The organism is Pseudarthrobacter chlorophenolicus A6 (genome assembly GCF_000022025.1).
Lineage (GTDB): Bacteria > Actinomycetota > Actinomycetes > Actinomycetales > Micrococcaceae > Arthrobacter > Arthrobacter chlorophenolicus.
The window spans coordinates 934,210-951,885 of sequence record NC_011886.1; the positions used below are offsets into that span (position 1 = coordinate 934,210).

Genomic DNA, 17,676 nt, shown 5'->3' on the forward strand with positions numbered 1-17,676 from the left:
GGACAACCCCCACGGCTGTAACCAGCTTTAGGTTTCTTTTGCGTAAATGACAGGGGACGTGAAGCAAATGAAGCGCGGCGCAACAAAATACAGTGCGCAGGCTTAGCAATCTTCGTCATTTCTCGCTAACGTCGAGCCTGTGACGACTAACTCAGTAACCAGTGCCGCATCAAAGAAAATGCCCAAGGGACAGATCACCGACGGACTCCGGTTCGGACGTTTTCCGATCACTGCCGTTCAGCCAGTCGTCGAGGGCGGGAAGTTCCCCGCCAAGGCGCTGCCCGGCGAAGGAATCGTCGTGGGTGCCACCTCGTTCCGTGAGGGCCATGACCAGCTTGGCGTCAGCGCCGTGCTCCTGGATCCCTCAGGTGCCGAACGCCAACGCGTGCGGCTCGCCCCTCCGCGTGGGGAACGCGGAATGGGGACCGACCGCTGGGAGGGCGTCCTCACGCCGTCGGAAACCGGCAACTGGTCATTCGTCATCGAAGCGTGGCACGACCGCTACGGCACGTGGCACCACAATGCTGAAGTGAAGATCGCCGCCGGCATCGACGTCGAACTAATGCTTGCCGAAGGCGCGGCCCTGCTGCGCGAAGCGTCCGCCGAAGACTTCCGCAGCGACTGGGACAAAGGCGTCCTTCGCGACGCCGCCGGCAAGCTGGCTGACCAGTCCCTCAGCACCGAAGAACGCCTGGGCGCCGGATTCGGCCACGATGTGGCCGGCGTTGTGGCACACCAGCCCATCCGTGAACTTGTCACCGTTTCCGAGAAGTACCCCCTACTGGTGGAGCGTGACCGCGCCGGCCGCGGCTCCTGGTACGAGTTCTTCCCCCGCTCCGAGGGGGCTGTCAAGGACCACAACACCGGTGCCTGGACATCCGGCAACTTCCGCACCGCTGCCCGCCGGCTCGACGCCGTCGCCGGTATGGGCTTTGACGTCATCTACATGCCGCCCATCCACCCGATCGGCGTACAGCACCGGAAGGGCCCCAACAACACCCTTGTGGCGGGCCCGCACGATCCCGGCTCCCCATGGGCCATCGGCGCCGCCGAAGGCGGGCACGACGCCATCCATCCGGACCTCGGCTCCTTCGAGGACTTTGACGCCTTCGTGGCCCGGGCCAATGAGCTGGGCCTGGAAGTGGCGCTGGACCTGGCGCTGCAGGCGGCACCGGACCACCCCTGGGTCGCCGCGCATCCCGAATGGTTCACCACCCGGGTAGACGGCAGCATTGCCTATGCCGAAAATCCGCCCAAGAAGTACCAGGACATTTACCCGCTTAATTTCGATAATGACCCCGAGGGGCTTTCCAACGAAATTCTGCGCATTGTGTTGTTGTGGGTCAGCCACGGGGTAAAGATTTTCCGAGTCGATAACCCGCACACCAAACCCGTGTGGTTCTGGGAATGGCTCATTGCCGAGGTTAACAAATCGGTTCCGGGCGTCGTGTTCCTGGCCGAGGCTTTCACCCGCCCCGCGATGATGCATGCGCTGGGCAGGGCCGGCTTCCAGCAGTCCTACACGTACTTCACATGGCGCAACACCAAGAAGGAGATCGAGGAGTACTTCCACGAGGTCAGCCATGAGTCACCGGCGTACTTCCGGCCCAACTTCTTCGTCAACACCCCGGACATCCTCACTGAGTACCTCCAGTACGGCGGTCCGGCCGCGTTCAAGGTCAAGGCTGTCCTCGCATCGACGGCCAGCCCGCTGTGGGGCGTGTACGCCGGCTACGAATTGTACGAGCACGTGGCCCGCCCGGGCGCGGAGGAGTACATCGACAACGAAAAGTTCGAGTACAAGGCCCGCGACTGGGATGCCGCTGCCGAGTCCGGCCGGACGTTGGCACCGTTCATCACGCGGCTGAACCACCTTCGCCGCGACCACCCTGCACTCCAGGACCTCCAGAACCTCACGGTCCACCAGAGCACCGACGACTCCACCGTGGTCTACTCCAAGCACAAGACCCTGGCGGACGGTTCCAAGGACACGCTCATTGTGGTGGTCAACGTGGACCCGCACGTCACCAAGGAATGCAGCGTAGCCCTGGACCTGGCGGCCCTGGAGCTGGACCCGCAGGACATCACCCCGGGCGGCGGCTTCTATGTTGACGACCTTATTTCCGGCGAAAGCTGGGAGTGGGGAGAGTTCAACTACGTCCGCCTTGACCCGCACGTGGAGCCCGCACACATCCTGAGCGTCAGGAGAATGCCTCAGTGATTTTCAATCCGCAAAGTTCCGGCCAGCATTTCACGCCCAAAAGCACGTTTGAGCTGAATGCTCCGGGTCTCCAGCACGATCCGCTGTGGTACCGGAAAGCCGTTTTCTACGAGGTGCTGGTACGGGCCTTTGCGGATGCCAACGGTGACGGGTCCGGGGATTTCTCCGGCCTCATCGACAGGCTGGACTATCTCCAGTGGCTGGGCGTGGATTGCCTGTGGTTGCCGCCGTTCTTCCAGTCACCCCTGCGGGACGGCGGCTACGACATCTCGGACTACAACTCCGTCCTGGACGAGTTCGGGACCATCAGCGACTTCAAGCGGCTGGTGGCCGAGGCACATGCCCGGGGAGTGCGGGTGATTATCGACCTGCCGCTGAACCACACCTCGGACCAGCATCCGTGGTTCCAGGAATCACGCAAGGATCCCGACGGGCCCTACGGCGATTTCTACGTCTGGAGCGACACCGACGAAAAGTACCAGGATGCCCGCATCATCTTCGTTGACACCGAGGAGTCAAACTGGACGTTCGATCCCATCCGCCGGCAATTCTTTTGGCACCGTTTCTTCAGCCACCAGCCGGACCTGAACTTTGAGAATCCCAAGGTCATCGAGGCGCTCTTTGACGTAGTGCGGTTCTGGTTGGACCAGGGCATCGACGGGTTCCGCGCTGACGCCATCCCCTACCTGTTCGAAGAGGAAGGGACCAACTGCGAAAACCTTCCGGCCACCCATGATTTCCTGCGGAAGCTGCGCGCCATGGTGGACGAAAGCTACCCCGGCCGCGTCATCATCGCCGAGGCAAACCAGCCGCCCAACGAGGTCGTGGAGTACTTCGGAACCGAGGAGGAACCGGAGTGCCACATGGCATTCCACTTCCCGATCATGCCGCGGCTCTACTATGCGCTCCGGGACCAGAAGGCCGCGCCCATCATCGAGACCATGCGCGACACCCCGGACATTCCGGACGGAGCCCAGTGGGGCACTTTCCTGCGCAACCACGATGAACTGACGCTCGAAATGGTCACCGCTGACGAACGCGCCGCGATGCTCGGCTGGTATGCCCCGGACCCGCGCATGCGGGCCAACATCGGTATCCGCCGCCGGCTGGCTCCGTTGCTGGACAACTCACGGGCTGAGATTGAGCTGATCAACGCCCTGCTGCTGTCCCTGCCGGGCAGCCCGTTCCTGTACTACGGGGACGAAATCGGCATGGGGGACAACATCTGGCTCGAGGACCGTGACGCAGTCCGCACACCGATGCAATGGAACCCTGACCGCAACGCGGGCTTCTCGCACGCGGACCCGGGAAAGCTCTACCTGCCGCCCATCCAGTCGCTGGTCTACAACTACAGCATGGCCAACGTGGAGGCCGAGTCCGCACACTCCGGATCGCTGCTTCGCTGGACCCGCCAGATCCTCAGCGTCCGAAGGAACCACCCGGCATTTGGCCTTGGCGCCTTCAAACACGTCGAAGCCGACCACGACGCCGTCCTGGCCTACCTCCGGGAACTGCCGGAGGGTAATTCCGCAGGATTGAACGGCGAAACGGTCCTCTGCGCTTTCAACCTCTCGCAGCATCCCGTGGCCGCGACGCTGCGGGTTCCCGAATACGCCGGCCGGGGACTGCGTGATGTCTTCGGTGGCCAGGTCTTCCCGGGGATCAACGACGACGGTACGTTGACGCTGACTCTCGGCAGCCACGATTTCTTCTGGCTCCGGCTCCGGTCGGCGACGTCCAATCCGTCGTCGCCCTATACACAGGCACTGCCCATCCTGTCGATAGAGAATTGATATGAACCAGCCAATACTGACTCCCGCCCTGACCACGCTCCTGAAGGAATGGCTTCCGAAGCAGCGATGGTTCCCCGTCAACAGCCCCGACTTCGAGATGTCGCAGGCAGGCAGCCTGGGAATTGAAGACCCCTCGGGGCATGCGGGGCTGGCGGTGTTCCTGCTGAACATCACCACAGGCCCGTCCGACGGCGGCGGCCGCACTTTGGTGGTGCAGGTTCCGTTGAGCTTCCGGTCGGCGCCCGCGGCCGGCATGGAACGGGCGTTGGTGGGACAGGCGGCCGGGACGGACCCGTCCAGGACCTGGGTTTACGACGCCCTCCACGACCCCGACTTCATCGGCGGCTGGCTGGAACTCATCCGGCACGAAGCCACGGCACGCACCGGCGTGGCCGCGGGCTTCAAGGCATCCGGAGACTACCGGCTCCCCACCGCCCACGGAGTGGTCAAGGTGTTGTCCGGCGAGCAGTCCAACACCTCAGTGATTGTTGACGACGGCGAGTCCGCAGCAATCGTGAAGTTCTTCCGGACACTGTCCGCCGGAACCAATCCGGAAGTTGAAGTGGGCGCAGCCCTGACCGCTGCCGGCACCTCGGAGGTCCCCGCCACGCTGGGCTGGGTCAGGGGAGAGTGGTTGGAGAACGGCACCAACGCAGGCGGGACCGCGAGGGCAACCCGTCCGGTGCAGGGCGAGCTTGCCGTGGCCCACGAATTCCTTGCCGGTGGATTGGATGCCTGGCGGCTCGCCGTGGATGCAGCACGTTCCGGCAGGGACTTCACCGCGGAGGCACGGGCACTCGGCGCGGCAACGGCCACCGTCCACCGCCGGCTCGCCGAAACGCTTGGCCGCACAGAGGCTGCCGGTTCCGGTGAGGACGTCGCGGCGGGAGTAGCCCGGCGTATCCGCGCGGCCTGGGCCGAGGCCGGTCCCGCCGTCGGCCCCTACGACGAGGCGCTGGGCGCCCTTCTTGACGGGCTCGACGGCGCCAATGCAGGTCCGCTCCAGCGGATCCACGGCGACCTGCACCTGGGCCAGATCCTGCAGGTGCCCCACGCTGCAGGCCGAACGGAACCACTCGCCGCCGCTGAACCGGAGCCCCGCTGGGCCATCCTCGATTTCGAGGGAGAACCGCTGCGCCCCATTGATGAGAGGAACGGCCCCGATGTGCCCTTGCGGGACGTCGCCGGCATGCTGCGCTCCTTCGACTACGCGGCCGGTGCCGCCCAGCGCGAGCAGGAGGGGGCCCACGTGCCCGCGTCCTGGGTTGACGACTGCGCCGACGCGTTCCTCGCCGGCTACGCGAAGGTCACCCCCGGCACCGTAGACCGGACCTCGCCGCTGTTTGTGGCATTGTGGCTGGACAAGGCGCTGTACGAAGTTGTTTATGAAATGCGTAACAGGCCCGATTGGCTGGCGATTCCAGTAAGCGCCTCCAGGCGGCTCCTGGGCGGTAACGGCGCCGGCGACACCGCCGGCGCAGCATCGGAAGGTAACGAAATGACAGGCACAGCACGAACAGGACGGCCGGGGGCTCCGCTCCCGGTGGACGACGGCACCCTGGGCAAGATCGCCAATGGTGAACACCACGCGCCGCACTCCGTACTGGGGGCGCACCTGGATGACTACGGTCACGTCACCGTCCGCACGGTGAAGCACCTGGCGGAAGCCGTCAGCGTCATCACCGCTGCAGGGGAAGTGCCGATGCAGCACGAGGCACATGGGGCCTGGGTAGCGGTGCTTGAGCCGGGCGAGCACGGGCACGTCCCGGACTACCGCCTGTCCGTGACGTACCCCGGGGCTGACCCGGTCACGGTGGACGAGCCCTACCGGTACCTGCCGACAGTCGGTGAGGTGGACCTGCACCTTATCGGCGAAGGCCGCCACGAAAAGCTCTGGCAGGTCCTGGGCGCACACGTCCAGCACTACAAGTCCTCCCTGGGAGATGTTGACGGTGTTTCCTTCGCCGTGTGGGCCCCCAATGCACAGGCCGTCCGCGTAAAGGGCGACTTCAACGGTTGGGACGGACGCGAACACTCGCTCCGCTCACTGGGGTCCTCCGGCATCTGGGAACTCTTCATTCCCGGGGTTGTAGCAGGGGCGTGCTACAAATTCGAGATCCGCACCAAGGCCGGCTACTGGGTGGAAAAAGCGGACCCGCTGGCGTTCGGAACCGAGGTCCCGCCGCTCACGGCATCCCGCGTGGTGGAACCGTCCTACGCTTTCAAGGACGACGAGTGGATGCAGGCCCGTTCCGAACGCGATCCGCATAACTCGGCCATGAGCGTGTACGAGGTCCACCTCGGATCCTGGCGCCTCGGGCTTGGATACCGCGAACTTGCCAAGGAGCTCGTGGACTACGTCAAGTGGCTGGGCTTCACGCACGTGGAGTTCATGCCGGTTGCCGAGCACCCCTTCGGCGGTTCCTGGGGCTACCAGGTCACTTCCTACTTTGCCCCGACGTCCCGGTTCGGCCACCCCGACGAGTTCCGCTACCTGGTGGACACCCTGCACCAGGCCGGCATCGGCGTCCTGCTGGACTGGGTCCCTGCCCACTTCCCCAAGGATTCATGGGCGCTGGCACAGTTCGACGGCCAGCCCCTATACGAACACGCCGACCCCACCCTGGGTGAACACCCCGACTGGGGAACGCTGATCTTCGACTTCGGCCGTACCGAGGTGCGCAACTTCCTGGTGGCGAACGCATTGTACTGGCTGGATGAGTTCCACATCGACGGACTGCGGGTGGATGCCGTGGCATCGATGCTGTACCTGGACTACTCCCGCGAGGAAGGACAGTGGCGGCCCAACCGGTTCGGTGGGCGGGAGAACCTCGAAGCGATCTCCTTCCTCCAAGAAGTCAACGCCACGGTCTACAAGACCCACCCCGGTGCCGTGATGATCGCCGAGGAGTCAACGGCGTTCCCGGGCGTAACCGCACCCACCAGCCACGGCGGACTGGGATTCGGCCTGAAATGGAACATGGGCTGGATGCACGATTCCCTGAAGTACGCCTCCGAGGACCCGGTCAACCGCAAATGGCACCACGGCGGCCTGACGTTCTCGCTGGTTTATGCCTTCACGGAAAACTTCCTGCTGCCCATCAGCCACGACGAAGTTGTGCACGGCAAGGGCTCCATGCTCCGCAAGATGCCGGGGGACCGCTGGCAGCAGCTGGCAAACCTTCGCGCTTTCCTTGCGTACCAGTGGGCACACCCCGGTAAGCAGCTGATCTTCATGGGCACCGAGTTTGGCCAGGAAGCGGAGTGGTCGGAGCAGCATGGGCTGGACTGGTGGCTCGCTGACATCCCGGCCCACAAGGGGATCCAACTGCTGACCAAGGACCTGAACGAGCTCTACGCGTCCACGCCATCCCTTTACGCCCGCGACAACGAACCCGCCGGGTTCCAGTGGATCAACGGCGGAGACGCTGACAGGAACGTACTTTCCTTCATCCGCCGTGATGGGGACGGCAACCCGGTGGTTTGCGCCATCAACTTCTCCGGAGCGCCGCACGCCGGCTACACACTGGGTGTTCCCCAGGCAGGCGCTTGGACAGAAGTGCTCAACACCGACCACACCACCTACGGCGGCTCCGGCGTCCTGAACAACGGAGAGCTGAAGGCCACCGATGAAGGACAGGACGGGCAGCCGGCAACGCTGACCGTCACCCTTCCTCCGCTGGGTGCATCCTTCTTTATTCCGGGAGCGCCGGCACCCCGCTAGGCGTTGCGGCCGGGCAGCATCATGCTGTCTGGGTCATGACAGGAGGCCCGGAATCCCTGAGATTCCGGGCCTCCTGTCGTAGGTGGGCTGAGTGAAGTGGGACCCGACTGGGGCCGGGTTGGCCTTCCCGGTCAAGGGGTGGTAGAGTTTATTTCCGCGCTGCTCCACGGAGTCAGACGGAAAACCGACCACCAAGCCTCACGGCGATGAAGGTCGAGAACGCCGGTTTGACAAGAGCGAAGCAGCCGGGTAAGTTTGAAAAGTTGCTCCGGAGCGATCCTGAACGTGAGTGTTTGGGTGGTGCCGGGTGTGTCTGTTGTTTGAGAACTCAATAGTGTGCCAAGTTTGTTGATACCAATTTATCGTAATTGGTTGAATTTGCTGAATCGTGCCGCCCCTGTGGCGTGGTTTGGTGTTTTTAGCTGGTTTCAAATTTTGTGCAGCTTTTATCGCCGTTATTTCCGGTGGTTTTGGTTGTGTCTGTTTTTGTTTTACTTCAACGGAGAGTTTGATCCTGGCTCAGGATGAACGCTGGCGGCGTGCTTAACACATGCAAGTCGAACGATGAAGCCAGCTTGCTGGTGGATTAGTGGCGAACGGGTGAGTAACACGTGAGTAACCTGCCCTTGACTCTGGGATAAGCCTGGGAAACTGGGTCTAATACCGGATATGACTGATCATCGCATGGTGGTTGGTGGAAAGCTTTTGCGGTTTTGGATGGACTCGCGGCCTATCAGCTTGTTGGTGGGGTAATGGCCTACCAAGGCGACGACGGGTAGCCGGCCTGAGAGGGTGACCGGCCACACTGGGACTGAGACACGGCCCAGACTCCTACGGGAGGCAGCAGTGGGGAATATTGCACAATGGGCGAAAGCCTGATGCAGCGACGCCGCGTGAGGGATGACGGCCTTCGGGTTGTAAACCTCTTTCAGTAGGGAAGAAGCCGCAAGGTGACGGTACCTGCAGAAGAAGCGCCGGCTAACTACGTGCCAGCAGCCGCGGTAATACGTAGGGCGCAAGCGTTATCCGGAATTATTGGGCGTAAAGAGCTCGTAGGCGGTTTGTCGCGTCTGCCGTGAAAGTCCGGGGCTCAACTCCGGATCTGCGGTGGGTACGGGCAGACTAGAGTGATGTAGGGGAGACTGGAATTCCTGGTGTAGCGGTGAAATGCGCAGATATCAGGAGGAACACCGATGGCGAAGGCAGGTCTCTGGGCATTAACTGACGCTGAGGAGCGAAAGCATGGGGAGCGAACAGGATTAGATACCCTGGTAGTCCATGCCGTAAACGTTGGGCACTAGGTGTGGGGGACATTCCACGTTTTCCGCGCCGTAGCTAACGCATTAAGTGCCCCGCCTGGGGAGTACGGCCGCAAGGCTAAAACTCAAAGGAATTGACGGGGGCCCGCACAAGCGGCGGAGCATGCGGATTAATTCGATGCAACGCGAAGAACCTTACCAAGGCTTGACATGAACCGGAAACGCCTGGAAACAGGTGCCCCACTTGTGGTCGGTTTACAGGTGGTGCATGGTTGTCGTCAGCTCGTGTCGTGAGATGTTGGGTTAAGTCCCGCAACGAGCGCAACCCTCGTTCTATGTTGCCAGCACGTGATGGTGGGGACTCATAGGAGACTGCCGGGGTCAACTCGGAGGAAGGTGGGGACGACGTCAAATCATCATGCCCCTTATGTCTTGGGCTTCACGCATGCTACAATGGCCGGTACAAAGGGTTGCGATACTGTGAGGTGGAGCTAATCCCAAAAAGCCGGTCTCAGTTCGGATTGGGGTCTGCAACTCGACCCCATGAAGTCGGAGTCGCTAGTAATCGCAGATCAGCAACGCTGCGGTGAATACGTTCCCGGGCCTTGTACACACCGCCCGTCAAGTCACGAAAGTTGGTAACACCCGAAGCCGGTGGCCTAACCCTTGTGGGGGGAGCCGTCGAAGGTGGGACTGGCGATTGGGACTAAGTCGTAACAAGGTAGCCGTACCGGAAGGTGCGGCTGGATCACCTCCTTTCTAAGGAGCACCTACAACCATCCGCTCATCGTGTATGCGGTGGGGTTGGGGGTTGTCAGGAGAATGCCCGTTGCACGGACGAATGTTTCGTGGCGGGTGCTCAAGGGTGGAATATCAGCGAATAGGTGCCCGGTGTTGCCGGTGGTGTTGTGAGTACGGACTGATCCTTCGGGGTTGGGTTCCAGGAAAGCGGCTGCTGCTGGTGGTGGTGGGTAGTGTTTGGCACACTGTTGGGTCCTGAAGCAACAGGACCATGCCGGTTGGCTCTTCTTTGTGGGGGGTTGCGGGTGTGGGACGTTTGTTTCTGGTTTCCCTGCTGCACCGATCACGCACATATGTGTGTGGGGTGTGTGGTGTGGGGTTGTTGTTTGAGAACTACATAGTGGACGCGAGCATCTTGTATAAGAAGCAATTTCCAAGATATATGAACCTGGATCTGGTTCGTGCGCTGTGCCCCTTTTTGGGGTTGTGGTGTGCGGGACGGTTTCATGGTTCTCTCGAAATTAGTTTTTGATCTTTGTGGTCAAGTTTTTAAGAGCACACGGTGGATGCCTTGGCATTAGGAGCCGAAGAAGGACGTAGGAATCTGCGATAAGCCTGGGGGAGTCGATAACCGGACTGTGATCCCAGGGTGTCCGAATGGGGAAACCCCGCTGAGCGCGCGAGTGACTCAGTGACCCGCATCTGAACACATAGGGTGCGTGGAGGGAACGCGGGGAAGTGAAACATCTCAGTACCCGCAGGAAGAGAAAACAATAGTGATTCCGTTAGTAGTGGCGAGCGAACGCGGATCAGGCTAAACCGTTCCATGTGTGATAGCCGGCGGGCGTTGCATGGTCGGGGTTGTGGGACATTACGTGTCAGTTCTGCCGGGCTGACGGGGTGTGGGTGTGCGTATAGGTGAACGGTTTTGAAAGGCCGGCCAGAGAGGGTGTTAGTCCCGTAACTGTAATGCGTTGCACCGCCTTGTTGATGTATCCCAAGTAGTACGGGGCCCGAGAAATCCCGTGCGAATCTGTCAGGACCACCTGATAAGCCTAAATACTCCCTAATGACCGATAGCGGACCAGTACCGTGAGGGAAAGGTGAAAAGTACCCCGGGAGGGGAGTGAAACAGTACCTGAAACCGTGTGCTTACAATCCGTCGGAGCAGCCTTGTAGTTGTGACGGCGTGCCTTTTGAAGAATGAGCCTGCGAGTTAGTGTTACGTCGCGAGGTTAACCCGTGTGGGGCAGCCGTAGCGAAAGCGAGTCTGAATAGGGCGTGTGAGTGGCGTGATCTAGACCCGAAGCGAAGTGATCTACCCATGGCCAGGTTGAAGCGACGGTAAGACGTCGTGGAGGACCGAACCCACTTCAGTTGAAAATGGAGGGGATGAGCTGTGGGTAGGGGTGAAAGGCCAATCAAACTTCGTGATAGCTGGTTCTCCCCCGAAATGCATTTAGGTGCAGCGTTGCGTGTTTCTTGCTGGAGGTAGAGCTACTGGATGGCTAATGGGCCCTACAAGGTTACTGACGTCAGCCAAACTCCGAATGCCGGTAAGTGAGAGCGTAGCAGTGAGACTGTGGGGGATAAGCTTCATAGTCGAGAGGGAAACAGCCCAGACCACCAACTAAGGCCCCTAAGCGTGTGCTAAGTGGGAAAGGATGTGGAGTTGCGAAGACAACCAGGAGGTTGGCTTAGAAGCAGCCATCCTTAAAAGAGTGCGTAATAGCTCACTGGTCAAGTGATTCCGCGCCGACAATGTAGCGGGGCTCAAGTACACCGCCGAAGTTGTGGCATTCAAATATTAGCTAAGCCCTTGTGGTTCAGGCGTTTGGATGGGTAGGGGAGCGTCGTGTGGGCAGTGAAGTCGCGGTGGAAACCAGCGGTGGAGCCTACACGAGTGAGAATGCAGGCATGAGTAGCGAAAGACGGGTGAGAAACCCGTCCGCCGAATGATCAAGGGTTCCAGGGTCAAGCTAATCTGCCCTGGGTAAGTCGGGACCTAAGGCGAGGCCGACAGGCGTAGTCGATGGACAACGGGTTGATATTCCCGTACCGGCGAAAAACCGCCCATGTTGAACAGGGGATACTAACTGCCCGAGACCTGCCCGACCGTCCTTTGGATGGAAGGGTTTTGGTGGAGCGCAGGACCTGATCCTGGGAGGCAAGCGTATTAACAGGTGTGACGCAGGAAGGTAGCCGAGCCGGGCGATGGTTGTCCCGGTCTAAGGATGTAGGGCGAGTGGTAGGCAAATCCGCCACTCATGATGCCTGAGATCTGATGGGACCCCCGTTTGGGGGGATTTGGTGATCCTATGCTGCCGAGAAAAGCATCGACGCGAGGTTTTAGCCGCCCGTACCCCAAACCGACACAGGTGATCAGGTAGAGAATACTAAGGCGATCGAGAGAATTATGGTTAAGGAACTCGGCAAAATGCCCCCGTAACTTCGGGAGAAGGGGGGCCCCAACCTTGATGGACACTTGCTGTCCGGAGGGGATCGGGGCCGCAGAGACCAGGGGGAAGCGACTGTTTACTAAAAACACAGGTCCGTGCGAAGTCGCAAGACGATGTATACGGACTGACTCCTGCCCGGTGCTGGAAGGTTAAGAGGACCGGTTAGCCGTAAGGCGAAGCTGAGAATTTAAGCCCCAGTAAACGGCGGTGGTAACTATAACCATCCTAAGGTAGCGAAATTCCTTGTCGGGTAAGTTCCGACCTGCACGAATGGAGTAACGACTTCCCCGCTGTCTCAACCATAAACTCGGCGAAATTGCAGTACGAGTAAAGATGCTCGTTACGCGCAGCAGGACGGAAAGACCCCGAGACCTTTACTATAGTTTGGTATTGGTGTTCGGAGTGGCTTGTGTAGGATAGGTGGGAGACGTTGAAGCCCGGACGCCAGTTCGGGTGGAGTCATCGTTGAAATACCACTCTGGTCACTTTGGACATCTAACTTCGGCCCGTAATCCGGGTCAGGGACAGTGCCTGATGGGTAGTTTAACTGGGGCGGTTGCCTCCTAAAAAGTAACGGAGGCGCCCAAAGGTTCCCTCAGCCTGGTTGGCAATCAGGTGTCGAGTGTAAGTGCACAAGGGAGCTTGACTGTGAGAGAGACATCTCGAGCAGGGACGAAAGTCGGGACTAGTGATCCGGCGGTACATTGTGGAATGGCCGTCGCTCAACGGATAAAAGGTACCTCGGGGATAACAGGCTGATCTTGCCCAAGAGTCCATATCGACGGCATGGTTTGGCACCTCGATGTCGGCTCGTCGCATCCTGGGGCTGGAGTAGGTCCCAAGGGTTGGGCTGTTCGCCCATTAAAGCGGTACGCGAGCTGGGTTTAGAACGTCGTGAGACAGTTCGGTCCCTATCCGCTGCGCGCGCAGGAAATTTGAGAAGGGCTGTCCTTAGTACGAGAGGACCGGGACGGACGAACCTCTGGTGTGTCAGTTGTACTGCCAAGTGCACCGCTGATTAGCTACGTTCGGATGGGATAACCGCTGAAAGCATCTAAGCGGGAAGCTCGCTTCGAGATGAGATTTCCATACACTTTATGTGTGAGAGGCCCCCAGCCAGACCACTGGGTTGATAGGCCGGATGTGGAAGCGAGGACTAACGACTCGTGAAGCTGACCGGTACTAATAGGCCAACAACTTACACCACACAGAAAACACACATTCTGCTTGCGTCCACTATGTGGTTCCCAACCAACAACCCAACACGTTGCTGGCCGGAACCAAACAACTAAATACACAACACCACAACGCTGCCCCTGTCGGGACAGCGAGTTGTAACCACAGTTTTCCCAACCCCGCCACGGGGTTCGGGTAGTAGGGTTACGGCGGTCATAGCGTGGGGGAAACGCCCGGTCCCATTCCGAACCCGGAAGCTAAGACCCACAGCGCCGATGGTACTGCACCCGGGAGGGTGTGGGAGAGTAGGACACCGCCGGACATAAATTACGTAGGGCCCTGACAAAGGAACGTCAGGGCCCTACGACTTTAACCACCACACACCAGGGAACACCCCCGCCCACTTACGGCAGCTCCCACCCGGACGCCCGCTCACTTACGGCGGCTCCCACCCGGATCCCCGCTCACTTGTAGCGGTTCCCGCCCGGACCCCAGCTCACTTGTAGCGGTTCCCGCCCGGACCCCAGCTCACTTATGGCGGGTCTGACCCGGCCCCACAGAAACTCAGGGACACCCCCCCGGATGCCCCATCACATAACGCACCTAACACCCCCTGTTAGGAACCACACCTGATAGAGCAACAAGCCACGACACCCCCACGAGTGAGCGCGCGTCAGAAGAATCACCGCCACAAGTGAGCTCGCATCGCAAAGATAGCCGCCACTAGTGAGCGCGCATCATGGCGGACGGTGCGATGTGGCGGTCGGGCAGGGCGGTTGGGGACGGTGCGATGGGGAGCGGGCCGCTGTTCAGCGTAAAGTTGGTCAGCATGAGCAGCCTCTTTAGCCACAGCCAGGAACCGTCCGGGTACACCGGGGAAGCCACTTCTGAGGTGCTTGACGCCGTAGTCAGTTCGGTTGTGGTTCCCGGTGGCGTGGCCCACGCTTTCGCCGGCTTTACGGACCATACACACCTGTGGTGGCCGCTCGAGGACCATGGCATCTACGGGGCCGGCTCCTATGTGGAGTTCGAAGAGAACCTGATCCTCGAGACGGCGGACGATGGCCGGACAAGCATCTGGGGGACCCTCGACGACTGGCAGCCCCCGTTCTCCTTTCACGCCACGTGGCACCCGGGTACTACAGCCCTCTGGTCCACGGAACTGCGCGTGGTGTTCCAGCCGGTCGATGCAGGCACCGAGGTACGTGTTCTCCACGAAGGGTGGGAGGGTGCCGAGGATCCTGCCGCCACACGTTCTCAGTACGCCTCTGACTGGCCCGGCATCTTAGCGCGCTTTGCCCGCTTCATGGGAGCTGAATAGCGGCGTTCGGCAGCGCCCCTACACTGGAGAAGCAACAGGAAGCGACAGCTGGAGGCTTGATGGTAGACGTACTGGACGCATTGACGGAAAGCGTCGGAGCCGGGCAGGTTGTCACGGCGGACGCGGATCTCCACCGGTACGCAGTGGACCAGGCGCCCATCACCGATTTCCAACTGCCCCTGGCCGTAGTGTTCCCCGAGTCGGTAGCCGACGTGCAATCGGTGGTACGGGCCTGCGCAGCTGCGGGCATCAGCGTGGTGCCCCGGGGTGCAGGGACCGGCGTTTCGGGCGGTGCCCATGCGACCAGGAACAGCGTTGTCCTCTCCCTCGAACGCATGGACCGCATCCTGTCCATCAATCCCGACGATGAGACGGCCACCGTGGAACCCGGGGTGGTGAACGCCGACCTGAATGACGCGGTGGCCCCACACGGACTGATGTACGCACCTGACCCGGCCAGTTTTCGCAGCTCAACCATAGGCGGAAACGTGGCCACCAATGCCGGTGGCCTGCGCTGCGCAAAATACGGGGTTACCAGGGACTCTGTCCTCGCCTTGGACGTGGTGCTTGCTGACGGATCCCTGGTCCACACGGGCCATCAGACCTTCAAAGGTGTTGCCGGCTACGACCTCACCGGGCTGTTCGTCGGCTCCGAAGGCACCCTGGGCATCGTTGTAGGCATCACGGTGCGGCTGAAATACCTTCCCCGCGACGTTCACACTATCGCGGCCTTCTATCCTAGCTTCCGCGCAGCCGCTGCAGGCGTTCTGGCGGTGGGCAGGGCCCGGGTGCAGCCGGCCATCATGGAACTGCTCGACGGCGGGACGCTGGCGCAGCTGGACGAGCTCCACGGCTCCGACCTTACGGCCAGGGGACGCTCGCTCCTCCTGGTGCAGACGGACGGCTTCGGCGCCGCCGCGGAAGCGGAGGTGGTGCGCGGGGTGCTCCGCGCCGGCGGAGCCACCGTCACGACGGAAGCCAGCGCCGAAGCGGAGCGGCTGGTGGAGCTGCGCCGGCACAGCCGGGGCTCCGAAGTTGACGATGAGTACCGGGTGGGCGAGGACGTGGCCGTGCCCCGCTCGCGCCTGGTCGATTATGTTGCCGCCCTGGAATCCATGGCAGCTGAACATCAGGTCAAGCTGAAGGTGGTGGCCCACGCCGGGGACGGCAACCTGCATCCCACCTTCTGGATCGAGCGCCAGGGTACCGGGGTTGACCCGGCGGCCATGGAACGGCTCCAGCGCGCCCTGGATGACTCCATCACCGCGGCACTTTCCATGGGCGGAACCATCACCGGCGAGCACGGGGTGGGCCAGTACAAGCTGCGGTGGCTCGGCCAGGAACAGCCGGAACCTGTCCGGGAGATCCAGCGGCGGATCAAGGACCTGTTCGACCCCGCCGGGATCCTGAACCCCGGGAAGGCCATCTAGGGGCTAGTCGTCCGAGTCCGGGTACTGGTCAACGGACCCGTCGCTGCCGTAGCGGGATTCTTCGGTCTCCACCTCAAGGATCTTCAGGAGCTCGGTGTCCGGGTTCAGCATGATGGCTGCCTCGTCACGGCGGTGCCGGAGGATCGAGTCAATGTACGACTGGACGGCCTCGGCCAGGGGAATGTGGCGTTCCTGCTTCTCTGACATGTACCAGCGGTGCTCCAGGACTTCATGCACCGCCTCCGCAGGTTCCAGCTTCCCGGACAGGTCGCGCGGGATGGACCGGACGATCGGCTCGAAGATCTGGCTCACCCACAGGTGCGCGCTGTACTCCTCATCCATCCCGGGGTTGTTGTCCGCCCGGAACGAATCCATGTCGTTCAGGAGGCGGCGGGCCTGGTTTTCCTGAGCGTCCAGGCCCGTCAGCCGCAGCAGCCTGCGCTGATGGTGCCCCGCGTCAACCACCTTGGGCTGCAGCTGGATGGTGGAACCGTTCTGCGTGGTTTTGATGGCATATTCTTCGACGTCGAAGCCGAGTTCGTTGAGCCGGCGAATACGCGCGCCCACCCGCCAGCGTTCCCCGAGTTCAAAGGATTCCTTCTCGGTCAGTTCCGCCCAGAGGCGCCGGTAGCTGTCCATGATCAGTTCGCTGGTGGCCACAGGGTCCACCTTCTCCTCGATCAGGCCGCCGTCCAGCAGGTCCATGAGTTCGCCTGCAATATTGACCCGGGCAATTTCCAGATCGTATTCCCGTTGGCCGAGGGACAGGTCCGGGTACAGCTCGCCGGTCTCCGCGTCGACCAAGTAGGCGGCAAACGCTCCGGCATCGCGCCGGAACAGGGTGTTGGACAGTGACACGTCGCCCCAGTAGAAGCCGATGAGGTGCAGCCTGACCAGCAGCAGGGCCTGGGCATCAATGAGGCGCGTCAGTGTGTCCTTGCGCAGCATCTGCGAGAACAGTGCCCGGTACGGCATCGAAAATTTCAGGTGCCGGGTGACCAGGACGGGGTTGAGCGGACGGCCGTCCAGGGTGGTCCGGCCGGTGATGACCGCAACCGGCTCCACGCAGGGCACGTCCAGCCGGGCCAGCTTCCGCAGCATGTGGTACTCATGGCGCGCAACATGCTCGGAAGTTTCCTTGATGGCAATCACGGATCCGCCCAGGTGTGCAAAGCGCACAATGTGGCGGGAAATACCGCGGGGGAGGGCGGCAAGGTTCTCTGCCGGCCAGTCCTCCAGCGCGATGTGCCAGGGCAGGTCCAGCAGCTCGGGATCGGCGGCAGCCGCGGTAATGTTCAGCGAGCTTGCGACCGAGGCGGCCTTGTTGTCATCGGCGCTGGCGGCGGTGAACCGCGGCAGTTTTCCGATCTGCCCGTAGTCGGTGGGTTCGTCGTGCCACTGGGCGCTGTGTTCCTCGGTCATGGACTCAATTCTTCCGTACATGGGCGTACGCGGCTAATTCTTCCGCGGCAGGGTTAACGGCCGACGGCGGCCCGCACCTAAGGGAAAAGGTGCGGACCGCCGTCGTGGGTTTTGGCAGGCTCAACCACCG

General features: G+C 61.4%; 6 protein-coding genes and 3 rRNA genes. 8 read left to right on the plus strand and 1 reads right to left on the minus strand.

Features of this window, described 5'->3' with window-relative positions; all coding sequences use genetic code 11:
* Positions 1 to 178: 178 nt before the first annotated feature.
* The 8 genes from ACHL_RS04330 to ACHL_RS04365 all read left to right on the plus strand — a co-directional run bounded on the left by ACHL_RS04330 (position 179) and on the right by ACHL_RS04365 (position 16,124).
* Positions 179 to 2,221 carry an alpha-1,4-glucan--maltose-1-phosphate maltosyltransferase gene (locus ACHL_RS04330; protein ID WP_015936080.1) on the plus strand — a complete coding sequence of 681 codons (2,043 nt, stop codon included), beginning with the start codon at positions 179 to 181 and terminating at the stop codon, positions 2,219 to 2,221.
* Positions 2,218 to 4,014, plus strand: a complete 1,797-nt coding sequence (gene treS / locus ACHL_RS04335) for a maltose alpha-D-glucosyltransferase (RefSeq protein ID WP_015936081.1) — start codon at positions 2,218 to 2,220, stop codon at positions 4,012 to 4,014. Before ACHL_RS04330 ends, treS begins: the two co-directional genes overlap by 4 nt.
* Before the next feature lies 1 nt (position 4,015).
* Positions 4,016 to 7,738, plus strand: a complete 3,723-nt coding sequence (locus ACHL_RS04340) for a 1,4-alpha-glucan branching enzyme (RefSeq protein ID WP_015936082.1) — start codon at positions 4,016 to 4,018, stop codon at positions 7,736 to 7,738.
* A 496-nt stretch (positions 7,739 to 8,234) separates the two neighbouring features.
* Positions 8,235 to 9,756 (plus strand): 16S ribosomal RNA (locus tag ACHL_RS04345).
* A gap of 521 nt (positions 9,757 to 10,277) precedes the next feature.
* Positions 10,278 to 13,404, plus strand: a 23S ribosomal RNA gene (locus ACHL_RS04350).
* 174 nt (positions 13,405 to 13,578) lie between these two features.
* Positions 13,579 to 13,695, plus strand: a 5S ribosomal RNA gene (rrf, locus tag ACHL_RS04355).
* The 16S, 23S and 5S rRNA genes sit together here, the layout of an rRNA operon.
* A 507-nt stretch (positions 13,696 to 14,202) precedes the next feature.
* On the plus strand, positions 14,203 to 14,694 hold the full coding sequence (locus ACHL_RS04360) for an SRPBCC family protein (protein ID WP_043794457.1): 492 nt from the start codon (positions 14,203 to 14,205) through the stop codon (positions 14,692 to 14,694).
* Positions 14,695 to 14,753: 59 nt separating this feature from the next.
* Complete coding sequence (locus ACHL_RS04365; RefSeq protein WP_015936084.1) at positions 14,754 to 16,124, plus strand: FAD-binding oxidoreductase; 1,371 nt, start codon at positions 14,754 to 14,756, stop codon at positions 16,122 to 16,124.
* Positions 16,125 to 16,127: 3 nt separating this feature from the next.
* Here ACHL_RS04365 and ACHL_RS04370 read toward each other — a convergent pair whose 3' ends face one another.
* Complete coding sequence (locus ACHL_RS04370; RefSeq protein WP_015936085.1) at positions 16,128 to 17,546, minus strand: DUF4032 domain-containing protein; 1,419 nt, start codon at positions 17,544 to 17,546, stop codon at positions 16,128 to 16,130.
* Positions 17,547 to 17,676: the final 130 nt, after the last annotated feature.

Excerpts from the sequence above, each read along its gene's own strand:
- ACHL_RS04330 (WP_015936080.1), top strand. The coding sequence starts at position 179 with ATGCCCAAGGGACAGATCACCGACGGACTCCGGTTCGGACGTTTTCCG.
- ACHL_RS04340 (WP_015936082.1), top strand. The coding sequence starts at position 4,016 with ATGAACCAGCCAATACTGACTCCCGCCCTGACCACGCTCCTGAAGGAA.
- ACHL_RS04360 (WP_043794457.1), top strand. The coding sequence starts at position 14,203 with ATGAGCAGCCTCTTTAGCCACAGCCAGGAACCGTCCGGGTACACCGGG.
- ACHL_RS04365 (WP_015936084.1), top strand. The coding sequence starts at position 14,754 with ATGGTAGACGTACTGGACGCATTGACGGAAAGCGTCGGAGCCGGGCAG.
- ACHL_RS04370 (WP_015936085.1), bottom strand. The coding sequence starts at position 17,546 with ATGACCGAGGAACACAGCGCCCAGTGGCACGACGAACCCACCGACTAC.